Raw genomic sequence first — 19,617 nt, forward strand, 5'->3', positions numbered from 1 at the left:
TCACCCCTTCACGGCGCCGGAGGTGAGCCCCTGCACGATGTGGCGGCTTGCGAAGGCGAAGAGCACCATGGTTGGCAGGATCGTGAACACGGCCGCTGCGGACATCGAGCCCCAGTCGATGTTGAAGCTGGAGATGAATCCGTTGAGGGCCGTGGGGGTCGTCTTGTTGGCGTCGCTGTTCATCAGGGTCACCGACAGGAACAGCTCGTTCCAGCAGTTGACGAAGTTGAAGATGAACGCCGCCACGATCCCCGGACGCATCACCGGGAGCAGCACCCGGAACAGCGCCGCGAACCGGGAGAGGCCGTCGATCATCGCGGCCTCCTCCAGTGCGTCGGGGATGTTCTCGAAGAAGCCGCGGAGCATCACCGTGCAGAAGGGGATACACACGGCGATGTAGACGAGGATGAGCCCGAGCCGGTTGTCGACCAGTTTCAGGTCGGTCATCAGCAGATACAGCGGGCCCAGCGCGATGAAGGCCGGGATCATCTGGGTGACCAGGGCGGCCGTCAGCAACGCGGACTTGGTGCGGAACTCGAAGCGCGCCAGCACATACGCCGACAGCATCGAGATGGCGGTGGCGACCGCGCCCGCGACGGTCGCGACGATGAGGCTGTTGGTGAGATAGGTCCCGAAGTCGGCCTTGTTGAACAGCTGACTGTAGTTCTCCAGCGAGAAGTGCTCGGGCCAGTAGGCGAGGGGGAAGGAGAAGATGTCGCCCGGCGCCTTCAGCGAGGTGATGGCGATCCAGTACAGCGGGAACACGGTGAAGGCCAGCCACAGCCCCAGGAAGGCGATGCGGACTGCCCGGCCCGCCGCGGTCTCTTTGCCGGTCACGACTTCACCTCTCGCTTCTTCTCACGGGTGGCCAGCAGGAAGAACACCGTGAACAGCAGCAGCCCCGCGACCACGAGGAGACCGAGCGCCGAGGCCTTGCCGTAGTCGCCCTGCTGAGTGATCTTGATCATCCAGGTGGTCACGATGTGTGTCTGGTTGTTCGGCCCGCCACCGGTCATCCCGAAGATCAGATCGGGGAAGTTGAAGATCCAGATGACCCGCAGCAGCACCGTGAGCACCAGCGTGACCCGGATATAGGGGATGGTGATCTGGAAGAGCGTGCGTGCCTTCCCGGCCCCGTCCAGCGCCGCGGCCTCGTACAGCTCGTCGGGGACCGACTGGAGCGCGGCCAGGATCATGATGGTGAAGAAGGTGACGCCGTACCAGATGTTGGCGATCAGTACGGCGATCATCGCCTTGTGCGGATCGGCCAGCCACGCCACGGGCTCGTCGATCAGCCCCGCCTTCTGGAGCAGATCGTTCACGACGCCGAACTCGCTGTTGAACATCCAGCGGAACAGGATGCCGATGAGGAACCCGGAGATCGCCCAGGGGAAGAAGATCAGCGCCTGGTAGACGCCGCGGAAGCGGAACCGGCGGCGCAGCCACAGGGCGAGCGCGAAACCGATCACGAGCTGGGGCACGATCGATCCGATGACCCAGACGCCCGTATTGCCCAGCACGGTGCCCCAGTTGGGGTCGGAGAAGACACGGTGGAAGTTGTCCAGGCCCACCCAGGAGGTGTCGGTGAGATCGTTCAGATCCCAGTGGCGGAAGGCCATCTGGCTGCCCGCGATCATGGGGTAGTACGTGAACACCGCCACGAAGATCGCGGCAGGCGCCATGAAGGCGGCGATGAGCAGGCCCCGGCGGGTCGTGAACTCCCGCTTCCGGCCGCCCCGCGGCCCGTTCCGGGCCCGCGGGGCGGCTTGCTTCCGAACGGGGCGCGAAGTCTTCGGCCCGGTCGTCGTCGCTGACGTGGCGGGCATCCCTACTTCTCCTGCTCCCACTTCTTGGTCCAGTACGCGTCCCAGCCCGTCAGCAGCTCCTTGGGCGACATCTTGCCGGTCACCATCTTCTGCACGTCGGCGTCGGACTTCTGCTCCCACTCCCTCCACCAGGTCACGCCGCGCGGCTGGCTGACGTTGAGATAGGTGTCGGGGTGCTTGGTCATGGTGACGTAGGACGACCACGGGCCGGTCTTGTAGAACGGGTCCTCGGTCGCCGACTTGAGGATCGGCACCAGGCTGTTCTTCTTGGTGAAGTCCGTCGACGCCTTGCCCTGGGACAGGAACTTGATCAGCTTGACGGTCTCGGCCTTGTGCTTGCTGCCCTTCGCGATGCCCCACCCGGCGGTGGCCAGCGGCTGGACGGTCTTCCCGCTGGGTCCGGCCACCAGCGGAGCGGTGTCCCACTGCTCCTTCGAGATCGACTTGGACTCGGAGACCGTGGCGATGACTTCCGGATCCTGGAGCAGGAAGGCCGTGGAGCCGTTGGAGAACGCCTCGACCATCTCCGGATAGCCCCAGGACACGGATGACTTGGGCGACGCCTTCTTGAAGAGTGTGAGGTAGGTCTTGAGGGCGTCCAGGGCCTCGGGCGCGGAGAAGATCGTGCGCCCGTTCTTCAGCTTGTAGCCGTTGGCGAGGTCGACGTTGTCGGCCACGTACGCCTCGATGATGGCGGTGGCGTTGCTGTTGGCGTTGGCCCCGCCGCGGAACGCGTAGCCGTAGCGGCGCTCCGCCGGGTCGTTGATGGCGGATGCCTGCTTCAGCAGCTGGTCCCAGGAGGCCGGGGGCTTGCTGAACCCGGCGTCCTTGATCAGGTCCTTGCGGTAGAAGAGGCTCAGCCCGTAGAAGCCGTAGGGGACGAAGAAGGTACGGCCCTTGGCGTCCTCGGACGCCTTGACGGCGTTCTCCGTCATGGCATTCCAGCCCTGCCAGCCCTTGAGGTCCTTCGCCATGTCGTACAGCCAGCCGTTGTTCGACCACGGGCCGACCGTGATGTCCCGTACCTCGAGCGCGTCCACGCCGCTGCCGGACTGGAGCATCTGCTGGATCTTCTGATCGGCCTGTTCGGTGGGCGGCGAGATCAGGTTGACCTTGATCTTGGGGTTCTGCTTCTCGAAGTCGGCTATGAGCCCCTTGAGCAGATCGGTGCGGGAGGGGTTGGTCAGGCTCTCGACCATGTTGAGCGTGACCGTGCCGTTCGCGTTCGGACTCATGGCGGAACAGCCGGTCAGGACCATCGCCGCGGCGGTGCCGAGGGCGAGGGCTGCCGTCCTTCTCCTCATCGTGCTGACCTCTTTCTTGGGTGCGGGCCGCGCTCGGAGCGGCTTGGGGAGTCGGGGGTGGGGAGGGGAGTACGGTGTCGCGCCGCTATGGCGCGCCGTGCCGCCCGCGAGCCGCGCGGGCCCACTCGGCGAGGACGGGGACGCAGGTCTCGGCGAAGTACTCGTAGTCGGCGGCGGTGTTGTAGACGTGGGCGGACACCCGCAGATAGCCGATGCCGCCGAAGCTGGTGAAGGCCGCCTCGACACCCAGCTCCCCGGCGACCCGGTCGCGCAGCGCGTCGGCCTCGACGCGGGTGGCGCCGAGCCCCTCGGGCAGCCGCACCAGACGCATCCCGGGAACCGGCATGCCGACGTCGACGCTGCTGTCGGCGCCGGTCAGCTCGGTGAACGCGGCACCGATGACCTGCGCGGCGTAACCGGCCAGGTGGTCCATATAGCGGCGGGCGCGCCTCCAGCCCCAGGTGTGCTCGATGAAGCCGAGCGCCGTCGGTGCCGCCAGATAGCAGGTGGCATCCACCGTGCCCTGCTGGTCGAAGCGGTCGGGGTACGGGTCCTCTGCACCCCATGAGTCGATCGGTGGGTAGAGCCGCTCACGCAGCGGACCGCGGGCGACGAGCGCTGCGGTGCCCCGGGGCGCGCATCCCCACTTGTGCAGGTTTCCGACCCAGAAATCACAGGTCAGCCCCGAGAGCGGGGCGGGGAGCAGACCAGGTGCGTGCGCACCGTCCACGAGCAGCGGGATCCCGCGCCGCCGAGCCTCCGCGCCGATCCGCTCCACCGGCAGCCGGCGGGCGGTCGCCGAGGTGATCTGGTCCACCACGATGAGGTCCGTCGCCTCGGACAGTTCGGCGAACACGGCCTCGCACGCTTGCTCCTCATCTGCGTCGAGGGGTACCCGCGCGGTGCGGACCCCGCCATCCCAGCGGTCGCGCGCCAGCCGCTCGGCGCCCATGGTCACGGCGCCGTAACCGTGGTCGGTGACGACGATCTCCCCGCCGCGGCGGCGGTCGAGGGCGGCGTACACGGTGCTGATGCCCGCGCTCGCGTTCGGCACCAGGGCCAGGTCGTCGGCGGCCACCGCCAAGAAGTCGGCGATCTCGACCCTGGTGTCGGCGATCCGCTGAGGCAGCGCCGGGAACCACACCACCGGGGAGCACTCCATCTCCACCCGCAGCTGCTTCTGCCGCTCCTGTGCCACCAGGGGAACCGCGCCGAAGGAACCGTGGTTCAGGTGTCTCATGGCGGGGTCCAGCGTCCACGCCCGGTCGGCGGGACGGCCGTCGGCCAGCAACAGGGGGCGTGGCGCCGCGATGACATCGGTCTCGCTCACATGAGTCCCGATCTGCCGGGGTCCGGGTGTTCCGAGGGACGTCAGAAACGAGAGAGATCTGATCGCAACCGGAACACGTATGATGACTCGGCATCCTGCATGACGGATTCCCTGCAATCAAGGGGTGCAGCAGCGTGGATCATCAGATGACTTCCGATCGATACCTCTGAGATATCTGATGAATCGGTACAGTGCGACGAAGGGCGCGGGACCGCGCCCCGCCCGTTCGGGAGGAATCGGATGTCCGCAGTCGACAAGGCGTTCCACGGCCTACGCCACATGATCGCCACCGGGCGCCTCAGCGCCGGAGGGCGCATTCCGCCCGAGGGCGAGCTGTGCGAGGAACTCGGCGTGTCCCGGGGGTCGTTGCGCGAGGCCGTACGGATGCTCGCGGCCCTGGGGGTGGTCGAGCCGCGGCACGGCTCCGGTACTTATGTCTCCCAGCTCAGGCCGGAGGACATCATAGGTAGCCTGTCGCTCACCCTGGAACTGCTGCCGCTCTCCGGTCTGCTGGAGGTGTACGAGATCCGGCGTGTCCTGGAGTCCCACGTCGCGGCGCAGGCTGCGGCCCGCAGCACCCCGGAGACGGTGCGGGAACTCTTCGCGCTCATCGAGGCCATGGACGCCACCGACGACCCCGCCGAGGCATCGGACCTCGACCACCGCTTCCATGCCGAGATCGCCACCGCGGCCGGAAACCCCGCCCTCGGCTCCCTGCTCTCGGTCTTCCGCGCCCGCTCCCGCAAGTACCAGATCTTCACCCTCCCCGAGGGCGAGCAGATGCGGCGCAAGAGCGACGAGGATCACCGCGTGCTGGCCACCGCGATCGCCGACCGCGATCCGCGCGCCGCCGCCGGAGCGGCCGAGGCCCATGTCGCCCAGACGGAGCGATGGCTGCGCGCCTTCATGCCGCCCATGGAGGAGGACTCCCCGGCCTGACGCGTTGCGTTGCGTTTGACGCGTCAGACCATTGCGCGTTCGCAATGCGCCTGCGGGTGCCGGAATCTGTGTCACCCTATGCGACCTGCGAGTGTTCGTGGATGAGGCCCAGGTGGCGCTCTCCGGTGATCAGGACGCGGTCGGTTGTCTCGCGTCGGCATGATGCGATCCAGCGTTCCGCGATGGTGTTCATTCGGGGCACCGGGTCGGTGTCGGAATGCAGCATGATGCCGCAGCACCCGTCAGCTCCAGCGCTCTGGCAGATCCGAAGCCGCAGGTCACCTCGGGTGACATATTTTCCGGCACCCACAACGTCGCACACCGCTCGGCCAGCACCCGCACCTCGCCAGTCGCCTCGTTGACGACCGGGGCGCACATCTCGTCGTCGAGGGTGTCCTCAGCGTCGATGGGCGGCATGTCGGCCATCATGCCGACACCCTCACACGGCCACGACCTGGATCGGGCGTCCTGGCGTTGGTCGTTCGCCCCCTATCAGGTCTTGCTCCGCGCCGCCGGCGCCGGCCTGGCGGCCGTCCAGACCGGCGGACGGGGCGATGTCATGCGGGGACGTCGAGCGGGGGGTGCTCGAGCACGCGGGGCTTGTACTCGACCAGCTGGATACGGCCGTCGAAGGTGCGGTGCTCGATCATCTCAAGGGCAACGTCCGGATAGCCGTCGTAGATGCGTTCTTCGCCCGTGGCCCCGGTGATCACCGGGAACATCACGACCCGGAAGCGGTCGACGAGTCCGGCTCGTAGCAGGGACCGGCACAGGCTGAGGCTGCCGATCGTGCTGAGGAGCCCCGAGCCACTCGACTTCATGGCACGGACCGCCTCGACGGCATCGTCGCGGACGAGCGTGGAGTTGGCCCACTTCAGTGGCTCCTCGAGTGAGGAGGAGAACACCACCTTGGACGCTTGTGTGAGCTCGTCGACGGACGCCTCTTCCTCGGGCCTGAACTCGTCTTGGCCATTGGGGACCTCGCCTGCGGCGAAGCCCGACATCAGGCGGTAGGTGTTCGCTCCCATCAGGTAGGTGGCCCCGGGCTGCTCGCCGAGCCACGCGAGGTACTCCGGGCCCTCGAGGCCCCAGAACCCGGGCCATCCCTCTCCCGATGCGTGGCCGTCGAGGGAGGTGATGAAGTCGACGAGAAGCTCCGACATGGCGGTGTCCTTTCCTAGGGTGTCACGAGCTTGGACCGGCCGGGAGCCACAAACTCATCGGCCGCGCTGTGGAGTGATGAGAAAACCCATGACGCTGCATCCGATCAGGCCGACGGACGGCACTGCTTCGGCCTCAGCCCCACCCGCGAACGGCCCCACGACCAGATCCCTGATGGTCCCGCTCCGGGCCGTCCCCCGGGGCGTCCCGCTCCGGGCCGTCCCCCGGGGCGTCCCGCTCCGGGCCGTCCCCCGGGGCGTCCCGCTCCGGGCCGTCCCCCGGGGCGTCCCGCTCCGGGCCGTCCCCCGGGGCCACTTCGGGACGTCCGACATACGCAGAACATCCACAAAACGGGGTCACGTGAAGTCGTCATGGTGGAGCCGCTGAACAACGTCACGGCCACCGCTCGATGTCGATCGTCGGATCGCAGGCGATCCAGCCCTGGCGCTGCCACCAGCCCATTGCCTTGCGCGCGATGGGCAGCTCCCAGTTGAGGGTGTTGGCGTCCATCTCGTCCGCGCGGGCAGCCCTACGTGGGAGTTCCTGCGGGAGGGGTGAGAACCGCGCCGGTCCGGTGAGCGATGACCCGTAGGGAAGCCCACGAAACGCCGCGATCCGGCCCTGGCGGAGGCCACGCACCAGACCGCAACGGGTGGCCGCGAAAGGCGCGTGTCCGGCGCGCTCGGTCATGCCCGCGCTTCGAAGACAAGGTTGGCGCCGCGGGTGTCGTCTGCTGACACGAAGAAGCCGCCGGGCAGCGGACGGATGGCGAACCCGTTGCCCTCGATGACCGACTTGGCCCTGCCGAGGTCGTTGACCGCGACGGTCTGAGCCGCGACGTACGGCAAGGTCGGGGCCTTCTCGCCGGGAAGAATCTCGTCCAGGGCTGACAACGGCACGATCTCCAGGCCGCCGACCCGCAGAGCGAACATATGGCGCGGCCCAATCCGGCGCGCGGGTATGCCGAGCACTTTCCGGTATCGCTCCACGTAGCGGTCGGTTTCCTCGTCGGCGACCACGAGCGTGACCCGAGACAGGCCCGCCGCCCCGTTGGGGTGGTCGAGGAATCTCGGCTGGTGAATGAGGTCCAGCCCCTGGACCTCTGCGATGCGAACGCCTCCCTCGGGAGCGAGGGGAGGATCCACCTGGATCACCCGCGCCCGCAGCGTCCCGACGCCGTCGGGCGTCGGAATGTCGCGTTGCAGCATGAGGACACCTGTGGTGGATACCCTTTGCTCGGCAAGCCTCTGATCGACGTGATCGGCGTCACCGCAGCCGAAGACGTAGCCCCGGAGCCCCTCGTACGCAGCTGCGAGTCGACGCACGCCCCACGGATCCGGCAGGCTGCTGTCCAGGTGACCGAGCAACTCGATGTAGTTCTCGCCGAAGACGGCGCAGCGGTTGGCCGTGCCGAGAGACTGCCGTTCGCCGTCGGGTTGTGCGGTACCTGTGTGTGTTGACCGCGGTGTGAGCGTGAAACCGAGTGCCTCATAGGTGTCGTACAACCCGTTGAGGTCGGTGACCGTCACGACCACGGAGTGGTCAAGGTAGTCAACATCCACGGATGTGCTGCTCACGGAGTCTTCCTCGCTCTCGATGATCTCAGACACTGATCGCCGGTTGCCCGCTGTACTTCAGCTCCCGCAGATGCGCCAACGTCGCCGCCACCGTGTGCAGGCAGCTGTCCTCAAGCCGCTGGAACTGCGCTTCTTCCTTCAGCCCCCGGAAGAATCACCGCCGCCTCCAACCGGAACCTGAACCCGGCCCACACCTCGCTCCTGGTCAGCTTGGGTCCGCCTGCCTGGCCGTCGTCCACAGGGGCCGCGCGGCTCAGCTCATACACGACGCCTCCACGGCCAACGAGTGCACGAACACTCCGCAGCTTGTACCCCCGGGGGGTATAGTGTCAAGGGTGGGCGATGCCGTCCAGGATCCGGCGCGGCACTCCCAGGGCGTGAGCGCCGTAGCCGGCCACCCGGCCCGAGCCCTCGCCCCTCAACCCCTGTGAGCATCCCGAGCCCGGCCTTGCCCACCACCGTCCCCGACCCGACACTGCCGTTCGCCTCAGGTGACGGGACCGCGTCCGATCGGGTGAATGAGCAGCCGCCCCCTCTCCCCGCACCAGCCGTAAGGGGAGAAAGAGGATCACGACCGTTACCGCACAGATCGACAGCACCCGCCCGGTGGCGACGCTCATCAACGTCTTCACCGTCTCCCCGGAGCGCCAGAGTGAGCTCATCGAACTGCTCGCCCGCGCCACCGAAGAGACGATGAAGCACCAACCGGGCTTCATCTGCGCCAACTTCCACGCCTCCCAGGACGGCGAGCGCGTCATCAACTACGCCCAGTGGGAGTCCGAGGATCACTACCGCGCGATGCTCGCCGATCCCGAGGCACGCGTCCACATCCACATGGACCAGGCGGCGACGATCGCGGTCGACGTACAGCCGCGGCTGTTCCAGGTGCGGTCCACGCACGGCAAGGGCGCGCGGTGACCGATCCGCACACTTCCGCTCGCTCGGAGCCCATGTGCGCGTGCACGACATGACTGCGGCGGAGTACCGGCAGGAGTTCGGACTTCTGCGCACCCGGGCCCTGAGCGCGCGGTGCTTCGCGCAGCAGCAGTCCCGCACCCGCCGCACCGCATACCGGACCTCGGAGGAGACTCAGGCGCGGTTCGCGGCGGGCTGGGCGATGGCCCGCTCGCGCGAGCTGACCCGCAGACGCCGGAACGGCGCCGGCGAGCAGGCGGAGACGGACGAGCTTCGGCGGCTGCGACGGGAGAGCCTCAGTGCCGGCCGCCGCACCCGGGCCCGGGCCGCGGACGCCCGCACCGCGGAGTGAGATCCCGGAAACGAGTCGTTCACAACGGGTGGGCCTTCTGGGAAACAAGTGGTTTCTAGCGTGTCCGCTCATGGATTCGAAGCTGTATACGCACTCGGACACCGTGCCGGATGCTGCCGCGCCGCCGGCCTCCTCGCTGCGTGAGGCGGTCTACGGGCAGCTGCGTGCGGCGGTACTCGACGGTAAGTTCGGCCCCCGCGAGCGGTTGGCCGAGATGCGACTGGCCGCCCGGTTCGGGGTGTCGCGGACACCCGTGCGCGAGGCGCTGGCACGGCTGGCCTCCGACGGGCTGATCGAGCGCGGCGACGGCGGTTTCTACGTCACGATCCCCAACCTCACCCAGCTCAAGGACTTCTACGAGCTTCGGATCACCCTCGAACTGCGTGGGATCGCCCGCGCGATCGAGGACCCCACCGTCCGGCACGGCCCGGCCGTCATCGCGGCGGAGTTGGAACGCTGGTACGCGATGCGCGAGCAGCCGCCGGCCCCGGATCCGCGCTTCGTCGTCCAGGACGAGCGGTTCCACGCCGAACTCTCCCGCGCCTCCGGCAACCCCGCTCTCACCGACGCCCTGGTGGCGGTCAGCGAGCGCATCCGCCGCGTGCGGATGTACGACTTCCTCACCCAGGATCGGGTGCGGACGACCATCACCGAGCACATCGAGATCATGGAGCACGTCCGCGACGGACGGCTCGACGAGGGCTACCGCGCCCTGCACGCCCACGTCGGCGACTCGATGGCCGTGGTCCTCGAACGCGCCCAGCGCGCCATGACGCAGATGGCCCTGCACGCCGACCGCCTCTGAAACACGCCAACCACCGGCGAACTCCCCGGGGTTTACGCCCCGCCCCTCGACTCCCCGGCTGTCGACGACGCCACCCCGGGGTGCTCCACCACTCACCGCACACGCCACCACGTACGACGCCCGCACTCATACGCGGCACGACCGCACCCCGAAGGGCTGACCATGAGCACCACCGAGTCCCCACAGACGGCCACGGCGCCGAAGTCCGAGACAAGCCAGGCGACCAAGGAGACGCTGGAGGACTACACCCTCCGTTTCGCGCCCCGCAGTTACCGCCGCTGGACCCCCATGGTCGTGGCCACGACCGCGCTCGGCGGCATCGCTTACATGGCCGACTTCTCCATCGGCGCCGGCATCGGTCTGGCGCACGGCACCGGCAACGCGCTCGTGGCGATCGCCGTGGCCGCCGTCGTCATCTTCGTCACCGGATTCCCGCTGGCCTACTACGGCGCCCGCTACAACATCGACCTCGACCTGATCACCCGTGGTTCCGGCTTCGGTTACTACGGCTCGGTCCTGACCAGCGTCATCTTCGCCAGCTTCACCTTCATCTTCTTCGCCCTCGAGGGCTCGATCATGGCGCAGGGCCTCAAGCTGGGCCTCGGACTGCCCTTGTGGCTGGGCTACTTGGTCTCCACGCTGATGGTCATCCCCCTGGTGATCTACGGCATGAAGGCGCTCAGCAAGCTCCAGGTGTGGACCACCCCGGTCTGGCTGGTGCTGATGGTCGCCCCGCTGGTCTACCTGATCTCGACCGACCCGGGCACGGTCGACCGCTTCCTCGCCTACGCGGGCACTGACGGCGACGGCGGCGTCAACACCGCTTCCGTGCTGCTCGGTGCGGGCGTGTGTCTGTCGCTCATCGCGCAGATCGGCGAGCAGATCGACTACCTGCGCTTCATGCCGCCCAAGACCGAGGCGAACAAGCGCACTTGGTGGACCGCGGTCGTCATGGCCGGCCCCGGGTGGGTGGTGCTCGGCGCGCTGAAGCAGGCCATCGGCGTCTTCCTCGCCGTGTACATCCTGGCCAAGGCCGGACCGGACGTCGCGCCCGAGCCGATCCAGCAGTTCAAGGGCGCCTTCGACGCGATGATGCCGTCCTGGATGGTCATCCCGCTCGCTGTCGCCCTCGTCGTGATCAGCCAGATCAAGATCAACGTGACGAATGCCTACTCCGGCTCCCTGGCCTGGACGAACTCCTTCACCCGCGTCACCAAGCACTACCCGGGCCGCTTGGTCTTCGTCCTGGTCAACCTGGGCTTCGCGCTCGCCCTGATGGAAGCCGACATGTTCAGCTTCCTCAACAGCATCCTGGGCTTCTACTCCAACTGCGCGATCGCCTGGGTGGTGACCGTCGCGACGGACATCGGCATCAACAAGTACCTGCTGAAGCTCTCCCCGCTCCAGCCGGAGTTCCGCCGCGGCATGCTGTACGCCGTCAACCCGGTCGGTGTGGTGGCCTTCGTCGCCGCGTCGGGGCTGTCCATCGCCATGTACTTCCACGGCCTCGGCGACACCCTGCAGCCCTACTCGCCCGTCGCCGCGGCCGTCATCGCCTTCGTCCTCACCCCGCTGATGGCGATCGCCACCAAGGGCCGGTACTACCTGCGCCGCACCGAGGACGGCATCGACGAGCCGCTGCTCGACACGGAGGGCAACCCGAGCGCGGTCACCCTCGGCTGCCACGTCTGCCACCAGCCCTACGAGCGCCCCGACCTGGCCGCCTGCGCCACGCACGACGCGGTGGTCTGCTCGCTGTGCCTGAGCACGGACAAGGCCGGCGACCACGTGCTGCCCGCGCAGCCGTCGGCTGCCTGAACCCCAGGGCCGGGCGGCGGGGCTCCCCCTCGCCGCCCGGCCTCCCCCCTCCCCGAGGAGCTGCCGCCGTGTTCGACACCCTGCTCGTCGCCAACCGCGGAGAGATCGCCTGCCGCATCATCCGCAGCGCACAGGCCCTCGGGCTGAGAACAGTGGCCGTCTACTCCGACGCCGACCGTACGGCCCTCCACGTCCGGATGGCCGACGAGGCCGTACTCCTGGGCCCGGCGCCCGCTGCCGAGAGCTACCTGCGTGCCGATCTGGTCCTGGAGGCCGCGCTGGCCACGGGCGCGGGAGCGATCCACCCGGGATACGGCTTCCTTTCGGAGAACGCGGATTTCGCCAGGGCTGTGGAGGCCGCCGGCCTGGTCTTCGTCGGCCCCACCCCGGCCCAACTCGACGTCTTCGGCGCCAAGCACACCGCCCGGGCAGCGGCGCTCAAGGCCGGCGTACCCCTGCTCCCCGGCAGCGAGCTGCTGGCCGACGAGGAGGAGGCACTGCGGGCGGCGGAGGAGACCGGCTACCCCGTGATGCTCAAGGCGACCGGCGGCGGGGGCGGCATCGGCATGCGGGCCTGCACCGGACCGGACGAGCTGCGGGAGGCGTTCGCCCAGGTGACACGGCTGGCCCGGGGCAACTTCGGCGATGGCGGGGTCTTCCTGGAACGGTACGTCGAACGCGCCCGCCACATCGAGGTACAGGTCTTCGGCGACGGTAACGGCCACGTGACCGTCCTCGGCGACCGCGACTGCTCCCTGCAGCGGCGCAACCAGAAGGTGCTGGAGGAAGCGCCGGCGCCAGGGCTCCCCGACCGCGTCCGATCCCAACTCCACGCCGTGGCAAGCAACGTGTGCGCGTCCCTGAACTACCGTTCCGCCGGAACAGTCGAATTCGTCTACGACCCCACACGCGAGGAGGCGTACTTCCTGGAGGTCAACACGCGCCTCCAGGTGGAGCATCCGGTCACCGAGGAGGTCTACGGCGTCGATCTCGTCGCCTGGATGCTGAGGCTGGCACGCGGCGAGACCGGATTCCTCAACGGAGCCTTCTCCCAGGGACGTTGGGCAGTCGAGGCCCGCATCTACGCCGAGGACCCCACCCGCGGCCACCGCCCGGGCGCCGGCCTGCTGACTCGAGTCGCCTTCCCCGACGGCGTCCGTGTGGACGGCTGGGCCGAGACCGGGCAGCAGATCTCCACCGCGTACGACCCGATGCTCGCGAAGGTCATCGCCACCGGCCGCGACCGCGCCGAGGCATTCGCCCACCTGGACCAGGCCCTGGCCGACACCCGCATCGACGGCGTCGAAACCAACCTCGGCCTCCTGCGCGCCGCCTGCCGCTCGCCGGAAGTCCTCGCCGCGCACCACACCACCGCCACCCTCGCCGGCCTCACCGATCCGCGCCCCCGTATCGACGTCATACGGGGCGGTGCGCAGACCACCGTCCAGGACTGGCCCGGCCGCACCGGCTACTGGGAGGTCGGTATCCCGCCCGGCGGCCCGATGGACGACCTCTCCTTCCGCCTCGGCAACACCGCCGTGGGCAACCCCGAGGGCGCCCCGGGCCTGGAGTGCACCCTGGAGGGCCCGGCCCTGCGCTTCTCCCACCCGGCGGTCGTCTGCGTCACCGGGGCCCCAGCCGAGGTCGCAGTCGACGGCCACCCGGCAAGCCAGTGGCAGCCGCTGGAAGTGGCAGCGGGCCAGGTGCTGGAGGTCGGCACACCCGAAGGCCCCGGCATGCGCACCTACGTCCTCATCCGCGGCGGCCTCAGCATCCCCGCCTACCTCGGCAGCACCGCCACCTTCACCCTCGGCGGCTTCGGCGGCCACGGCGGCCGAGCCCTGCGCAGCAGCGACGTCCTGCACCCGGCCGACCCCGCACCCGACGCGCCGAGCCCCGCCGCCGTGCCGCCCGCCGACCGCCCGCGCTTCACCACGCACTGGCGCATCGCGGTCAGCGAAGGACCGCACCCCGCACCGGACTTCCTCACCCGCGACGGCATCAAGACCGTCTACGAGACCGACTGGAAGGTCTCCGCCCAGTCCGCCCGCACCGGAGTACGGCTCATCGGCCCCCGCCCCGAATGGGCCCGCCCGGACGGCGGCGAGGCCGGGCTGCACCCCTCCAACGTCCATGACACCGCGTACTCCGTCGGCGCGGTCAACTTCACCGGCGACACCCCCGCCATCCTGGGCCCCGACGGCCCGAGCCTCGGCGGCTTCGCCTGCCCCGTCACCGTCGTACGCGCCGATCGCTGGAAGACCGGCCAACTGCGCCCCGGCGACGCCGTGCGCTTCGTCCCGGTCACCGAGCAGACCGCCGACGCCCTGCGCCGCACGCCCTCCCTGCTCGCCACCGGCGGCCCGGACGGCGACGACGGCGTCCTGGCCCGCCGCCCCGCCACCGACACCACCCCCGAGGTCACCTACCGGCGCGGCGCCGACGACAACCTCCTCGTCGAGTACGGCCCGATGACCCTCGACCTGGCCCTGCGCATGCGCGTCCACGCCCTCGCCGAGCACCTGCGCGCCCTCAGCCCCCGCGGCCTGGTGGACTCCACCCCCGGCGTCCGCTCCCTGCACCTGCACACCGACCCCGACGACCTCCCCCTCCGCACCCTCCTCACCCTGCTCCAAGAGGCCGAGGACCACCTGCCCGCGACCGCCGAACTCACCGTCCCCAGCCGCGAGGTCCACCTCCCGCTGTCCTGGGACGACCCCACCGTCGACGAGGCGATCGCCCGCTACACGGCCTCCATCCGCGACGACGCGCCCTGGAACCCGTCCAACATCGAGTTCATCCGCCGCATCAACGGCCTCGACAGCGCGGACGACGTACGCCGCATGGTCTTCGACGCCGAATACCTGGTCCTCGGCCTGGGCGACGTCTACCTCGGCGCCCCCGCAGCCACCCCGCTCGACCCCCGCCACCGCCTGGTCACCACCAAGTACAACCCCGCCCGCACCTGGACCGCCGAGGCCGGCGTCGGCATCGGCGGCTCCTACCTCTGCATCTACGGCATGGAGAGCCCCGGCGGCTACCAGCTCATCGGCCGCACGGTCCCCGTCTGGGGCGGCCTGCGCCCACCGCGCTCCTTCGCCGACGGCACCCCCTGGCTGCTGCGCTTCTTCGACCGCATCGTCTGGCACCCCGTGAGCCCGGCCGAACTCCTCGACATCCGAGCCGACCTGGCCGCCGAACGCACCGCCCTCGACATCCGCCCCGGCACCTTCTCCCTCGCCGAGCACGAGACCTTCCTGCGCGAGAACGCCGACAGCATCGCCGCCTTCCGCGCCCGCCAGGCCACCGCCTTCGAAGCGGAACGCCAGGCATGGGAGAAGGCGGGCGAGTTCGCACCCCGCCCCGCACCCGAACCCCGTACGGCCGACTCCACCCCGCTGACCCTCCCGCCCGGCGGCAGCCTGGTCGAGGCCCCGCTCAGCTCCACCGTCTGGAAAGTGCAGACAGAGCCCGGCACCCGCGTCGAACCCGGCCATCCCCTCCTCGTCCTGGAGGCCATGAAGATGGAGGTCGTGGTCCGCGCCCCCGCTCACGGCATCGTTACCGACGTCCTTGTCACCACCGGAGAACAGATCGACGCCGGAACCCCACTGGCCGTCGTCGTACGAGAGGAAGCAGCGTGACCCCCAGCTGTGCCGAGCGCGTCACCGCCGCCTACCGGCGCATCGCCGAGACCGACCGCCCGGAGGTCTGGATCACCCTGCGCCCCGAGGCGGAGGTCCTGGCGGAGGCACGAGCACTCGACGAGCACGCCATGGCAGGAGCCGAACTCCCCCTCCTGGGACGCCTGCTGGCAGTCAAGGACAACATCGACGTAGCCGGCCTGCCCACCACGGCCGCCTGCCCCGCCTACGCCTACACGCCGGACATCTCCGCACCCGCCGTGCAACGGCTGCTGGACGCGGGCGCGCTCGTGCTCGGCAAGACGAACATGGACCAGTTCGCCACCGGCCTGGTCGGCACCCGCAGCCCCCACGGCCCCGTCCGGGCCGCCCTCCGCCCGGAGAAGATCTCCGGCGGCTCCAGCTCCGGCTCGGCGGTCGCCGTCGCCCTGGCCATCGCCGACATCGCCCTCGGCACCGACACGGCGGGCTCCGGCCGCGTCCCGGCCGCCTTCAACGGCATCGTCGGCATCAAACCCACGCTGGGCCTCGTCCCCACGACGGGCGTGGTCCCGGCCGCCCGCTCCTACGACGCCGTGACCGTGTTCGCCCGCACCCTCACCGAGGCCCAGCGGGCCCTGGCCGTCATGACCGGCCCCGACGACGGCGACCCGCGCAGCCGCACCTGGCCGGACGACGTACGCCTGGCCGCACCCGAGCACCCGCGCATCGCGATCCCGGGGGACGAGGACCTCACTCCGCTCTCGACAGAAGCACGGGCCGCGTTCCAGAAGACAGTGAAGCGCCTGGAAGCCGCCGGCGCCGACACCACGACCGTCGACATCTCGCCCCTGCTCGAGGCCGCCAAGCTGCTGTACGACGGAGCACTGGTCGCCGAACGCCACGCCGCCGTCGGCAACTTCATCACCCGGAACCCCTCGGTGGCCGACCCGACGGTGGCCGCCATCATCCTGGCCGCCGCGGACATCCCCGCCCATGCCCTGGCCACGGACCAGGAACGCCTGGACCACCACAAGACGACCGCTCACCGCCTGCTGTCCGGCTTCGACGCCCTGCTCCTGCCCACCACCACCGAGCACCCCGACATCGCCGCCGTCCAAGCCGATCCGATCGGCATCAACAAACGCCTGGGCACCTACACCAACTTCGTGAACCTTCTGGACATGGCCGCCGTCGCCGTCCCCGCCGGCGAGGCCGACGGCAGCCCCTTCGGCGTCAGCATCATCACCCGCGCCTTCGAGGACCAGCCGGCCCTCGACATCGCCGCCCTGCTCACCGGCGAGCAGGCACCAACCCCCCTCCCCAGCACGGGAGTCGACCTCGCCGTCTTCGGCGCCCACCTGCGCGGCCAGCCGCTCAACTCCCAGCTCACCGGCGCGGGAGCACGATACTCGGGCGAGGTCACCACAGCCGCCGCCTACAGCCTCACCGCACTCGACACCGCCCCCGCCAAACCCGGCCTGATCCGAGTCGGCCCGGAAACCGGCGCCGAAATCGCCGGAGAACGCTGGACCCTCTCCCCGGCCGCCCTCGGCCGCTTCCTCTCCGCACTGCCCGCCCCCATGTCCCTGGGCCGGATCGAACTCTCCGACGACACCTGGATCCTGGGCTTCCAGTGCGACCCGCACACTGCCGCCTCCGGCACCGACATCACCGGCCACGGAGGCTGGCGCGCCTACCTGAAAGCCACGGCTCTCTGAAGGTCACCGCCCTATTCCCGGTGCAGTCCCCCTTCGCCCATTCGCACGTCCACGCCACGGCGGACGTCCAGGTGTCTGCTCTCCCCTGGTGCGTCGATCGGGTGGGGGAGTGGGCGGAGCGGTGCGGATTGGCCCAGGGCTCGGTGTGATGAATGCCCGTTGTAGTGGGTTTCGAACTCGCGGAGCGCGTGGAGGAGGTGGCTCTGGTTCCAGATCAGGGTGCGGTCCAGGAGCTCGCGTCGGCAGGTCTGTATCCAGCGCTCTAAGAGTGAGTTCATCCGTGGTATCCGAATGCCGGTGGTGACGACTTTGAGACCGGCATCGGTCATCAGGGTGTCGAAGGCGGCTGTGAATTTCGAGTCGCGGTCGCGGATGAGGAACTTCGCCTTGCTGCGTGCGTCTTCGAGCTCCATGAGGAGGTTGCGTCCGAGCTGCACCATCCACTCTGCGGTGGGGTGTGGGGTGGCGCCGAGGACCCGGATGCGCCTGGCGGTGTGCTCGATGACGGCGAAGACGTACAGGCGCGCTGGCCAGGCGCAGGATCAGGGCGGGTATCGATTGGATGGTGCGTGGGCGTCCGCGTCGCCTGGGTACGCCGGTCGCGGCATGGCGCCGCTTGAGCAGGGCGCGATGCCAGCGCGAGACTGTGTCGGGGCGGACCAGCAGCAGAAGGTGCCGGAGTCTGTCTTTGGGGAGGTGGCGGAGCAGGCCGGCGAGGATGGCACGGTCGCTGTCAGTGAGGGTCGGCTTGCCGACCTGACGCCGCAGGATCAGCAGTTGGTGCCCGGAGTACGAGGGATCTCGACGTCCTTCTGTCTGCCGCTCATCGGCAGGAGGCGTAGGAATGCCAGGGCGTTGGTCGTGGCGAGGTAGGCCAGGCGCAGCAGCACGACAGGCCATGATGCCGCCGGGTCCCTGCGCAGGTGAAGACCCCGGGGCGAATGTCGAGGAGAGCCGAAGATCCGTGATCAGGCTCCCGAGCTGCGTGGATGATTCATCGGCACCCGCAGTGTCGTGGCTCTCTGAGCTCCGAATTACGCGGAACGCAGGCAGGCCGCACCCTCGCTTTCCGGTTTCGGGAAGGGGTCTGACTGTCGTGCCACCGAAGTCGCCGATGCCTCCCGTGACTCCCGGCTCACGGCAGATTCCCTGATCGCCGCCCACCCCTGTAATCAACTCCGTTGGTTTCATTGACATTTCACTCAGAAGTCGTACGTTGGGAGCGCTCCCATGGTGCCTTTCAACTGGAAGGAGTTTCCCCCCACATGCGCAAACAGAGCCCATTAACCGGGCGTTCCCGGTCGGCCCTCCGCCGGCCTCTCCAGGCGCTCGCCATGCTGTTCGCCGTGGTTGTCGGCGCACTGACCTGGTCGGCCCCCGCCCAGGCTCACGGCTCCGTCGTCGGCCCCGCCTCCCGCGCGTACCACTGCTGGGAAAGGTGGGGTAACGACCACATGAACCCGGCCATGCAGACCGAAGACCCCATGTGTTGGCAGGCCTTCCAGGCCAACCCCGACACCATGTGGAACTGGATGAGCGCGCTCCGCGACGGCCTCGGTGGCCAGTTCCAGTCGCAGACCCCCAACGGGACGCTCTGCAGCAACAACCTCTCGAGGAACGACAGTCTGAACAAGCCCGGACAGTGGAAGACGACCACCGTCGGCAACAACTTCTCGGTCCACGTGCACGACCAGGCGTCCCACGGTGCCGACTACTTCAAGGTCTACGTGAGCAAGCAGGGCTTCGACCCCAAGACCCAGACCCTGGGCTGGGGCAACCTCGACTTCATCACGCAGACCGGCCGCTTCGGCCCGGCGACGGACTACACGTTCAACGTCAGCACCTCCGGCTACACCGGACACCACATCCTGTTCGTGATCTGGCAGGCCTCGCACCTCGACCAGGCCTACATGTGGTGCAGCGATGTGAACTTCGGCTGAGCAGGGGAGCGCCGCACACGGCACCGGTCTCTGCCGGGCGCCGGTAACCCGCCGCCCGGCCGGCCCAGCTCCGTCGGGGCAGGGGACCCATTTGGTCACCCTGCCCCGACGGGGCTCCCTTCGCTCCCTCAGGCGTCTCCACGTCTTCTCCGTCATGGAGATCAAGACTCGGCGTGTCCACGTTGTGGGCGTCACCGCCCGCCCGACGGGCGCATGGATCGCGGCGACAGGGCCGGGTGCTTCCGGTTCCTGATCCGGGACCGGGGACGGCTGTTCGGCGCGAGTGACGAGCGTTCGGGCTCCGGA

At 69.1% G+C, this 19,617-nt stretch carries 15 protein-coding genes and 1 pseudogene; 8 read left to right on the top strand and 8 right to left on the bottom strand.

The genetic code is table 11. The features are described 5' to 3' along the window. From ACZ6TD_RS37380 to ACZ6TD_RS37395, 4 genes are all read right to left on the bottom strand, one after another. Nucleotides 1–837: a carbohydrate ABC transporter permease gene (locus tag ACZ6TD_RS37380; protein WP_471345185.1), complete on the bottom strand. Its 837-nt coding sequence runs from the start codon at nucleotides 835–837 to the stop codon at nucleotides 1–3. Beyond that, nucleotides 834–1,826, bottom strand: a complete 993-nt coding sequence (locus ACZ6TD_RS37385; protein WP_471345187.1) for a carbohydrate ABC transporter permease — start codon at nucleotides 1,824–1,826, stop codon at nucleotides 834–836. The genes ACZ6TD_RS37380 and ACZ6TD_RS37385 overlap by 4 nt, the downstream gene beginning before the upstream one ends. A 2-nt stretch (nucleotides 1,827–1,828) precedes the next feature. Further along, on the bottom strand, nucleotides 1,829–3,130 hold the full coding sequence (locus tag ACZ6TD_RS37390; RefSeq protein ID WP_471345189.1) for an ABC transporter substrate-binding protein: 1,302 nt from the start codon (nucleotides 3,128–3,130) through the stop codon (nucleotides 1,829–1,831). Between the two features lie 85 nt (nucleotides 3,131–3,215). Next, nucleotides 3,216–4,460 (bottom strand): aminotransferase class V-fold PLP-dependent enzyme, encoded by a 1,245-nt coding sequence (locus ACZ6TD_RS37395; RefSeq protein WP_382958493.1) that lies wholly within the window; start codon nucleotides 4,458–4,460, stop codon nucleotides 3,216–3,218. 240 nt (nucleotides 4,461–4,700) lie between these two features. On the opposite strand from ACZ6TD_RS37395, the gene ACZ6TD_RS37400 reads away from it, so the two are divergent. Next, a complete protein-coding gene (locus tag ACZ6TD_RS37400; RefSeq protein ID WP_471345191.1) occupies nucleotides 4,701–5,399 on the top strand; it encodes a FadR/GntR family transcriptional regulator in 699 nt (232 codons plus the stop codon). A 189-nt stretch (nucleotides 5,400–5,588) separates the two neighbouring features. Here the strand turns inward: ACZ6TD_RS37400 and ACZ6TD_RS37405 are convergent, their stop codons facing one another. The 3 genes from ACZ6TD_RS37405 to ACZ6TD_RS37415 form a co-directional block, all read right to left on the bottom strand. Further along, on the bottom strand, nucleotides 5,589–5,828 hold the full coding sequence (locus ACZ6TD_RS37405; protein WP_471345193.1) for a hypothetical protein: 240 nt from the start codon (nucleotides 5,826–5,828) through the stop codon (nucleotides 5,589–5,591). A 128-nt stretch (nucleotides 5,829–5,956) separates the two neighbouring features. Beyond that, entirely contained in the window at nucleotides 5,957–6,562 is a 606-nt protein-coding gene (locus ACZ6TD_RS37410) for a dihydrofolate reductase family protein (protein ID WP_471345195.1), read from the bottom strand. A gap of 684 nt (nucleotides 6,563–7,246) precedes the next feature. Next, nucleotides 7,247–8,170: a VOC family protein gene (locus ACZ6TD_RS37415; RefSeq protein WP_471345197.1), complete on the bottom strand. Its 924-nt coding sequence runs from the start codon at nucleotides 8,168–8,170 to the stop codon at nucleotides 7,247–7,249. 573 nt (nucleotides 8,171–8,743) lie between these two features. On the opposite strand from ACZ6TD_RS37415, the gene ACZ6TD_RS37420 reads away from it, so the two are divergent. The 6 genes from ACZ6TD_RS37420 (at nucleotide 8,744) to atzF (ending at nucleotide 17,371) form a co-directional block, all read left to right on the top strand. Beyond that, entirely contained in the window at nucleotides 8,744–9,055 is a 312-nt protein-coding gene (locus ACZ6TD_RS37420; protein WP_471345199.1) for an antibiotic biosynthesis monooxygenase family protein, read from the top strand. Between the two features lie 40 nt (nucleotides 9,056–9,095). Further along, a complete protein-coding gene (locus tag ACZ6TD_RS37425) occupies nucleotides 9,096–9,404 on the top strand; it encodes a hypothetical protein (protein WP_471345201.1) in 309 nt (102 codons plus the stop codon). A gap of 70 nt (nucleotides 9,405–9,474) precedes the next feature. After that, nucleotides 9,475–10,209, top strand: coding sequence for a GntR family transcriptional regulator (locus ACZ6TD_RS37430; RefSeq protein WP_471345203.1), 735 nt, complete (start codon nucleotides 9,475–9,477; stop codon nucleotides 10,207–10,209). A 162-nt stretch (nucleotides 10,210–10,371) separates the two neighbouring features. Next, complete coding sequence (locus tag ACZ6TD_RS37435; RefSeq protein WP_471345206.1) at nucleotides 10,372–12,027, top strand: purine-cytosine permease family protein; 1,656 nt, start codon at nucleotides 10,372–10,374, stop codon at nucleotides 12,025–12,027. A gap of 68 nt (nucleotides 12,028–12,095) precedes the next feature. Further along, nucleotides 12,096–15,671: an urea carboxylase gene (gene uca / locus ACZ6TD_RS37440; protein WP_471345208.1), complete on the top strand. Its 3,576-nt coding sequence runs from the start codon at nucleotides 12,096–12,098 to the stop codon at nucleotides 15,669–15,671. After that, nucleotides 15,668–17,371: an allophanate hydrolase gene (atzF, locus tag ACZ6TD_RS37445; RefSeq protein ID WP_471345210.1), complete on the top strand. Its 1,704-nt coding sequence runs from the start codon at nucleotides 15,668–15,670 to the stop codon at nucleotides 17,369–17,371. Before uca ends, atzF begins: the two co-directional genes overlap by 4 nt. Nucleotides 17,372–17,382: 11 nt before the next feature. Here atzF and ACZ6TD_RS37450 read toward each other — a convergent pair. After that, a pseudogene (locus tag ACZ6TD_RS37450) lies at nucleotides 17,383–18,261 on the bottom strand (integrase core domain-containing protein). A 375-nt stretch (nucleotides 18,262–18,636) separates the two neighbouring features. On the opposite strand from ACZ6TD_RS37450, the gene ACZ6TD_RS37455 reads away from it, so the two are divergent. Continuing rightward, nucleotides 18,637–19,311 carry a lytic polysaccharide monooxygenase auxiliary activity family 9 protein gene (locus ACZ6TD_RS37455; RefSeq protein ID WP_471345212.1) on the top strand — a complete coding sequence of 225 codons (675 nt, stop codon included), beginning with the start codon at nucleotides 18,637–18,639 and terminating at the stop codon, nucleotides 19,309–19,311. Nucleotides 19,312–19,617: the final 306 nt, after the last annotated feature.

The sequence above is a fragment of the Streptomyces yongxingensis genome (genome assembly GCF_055597465.1).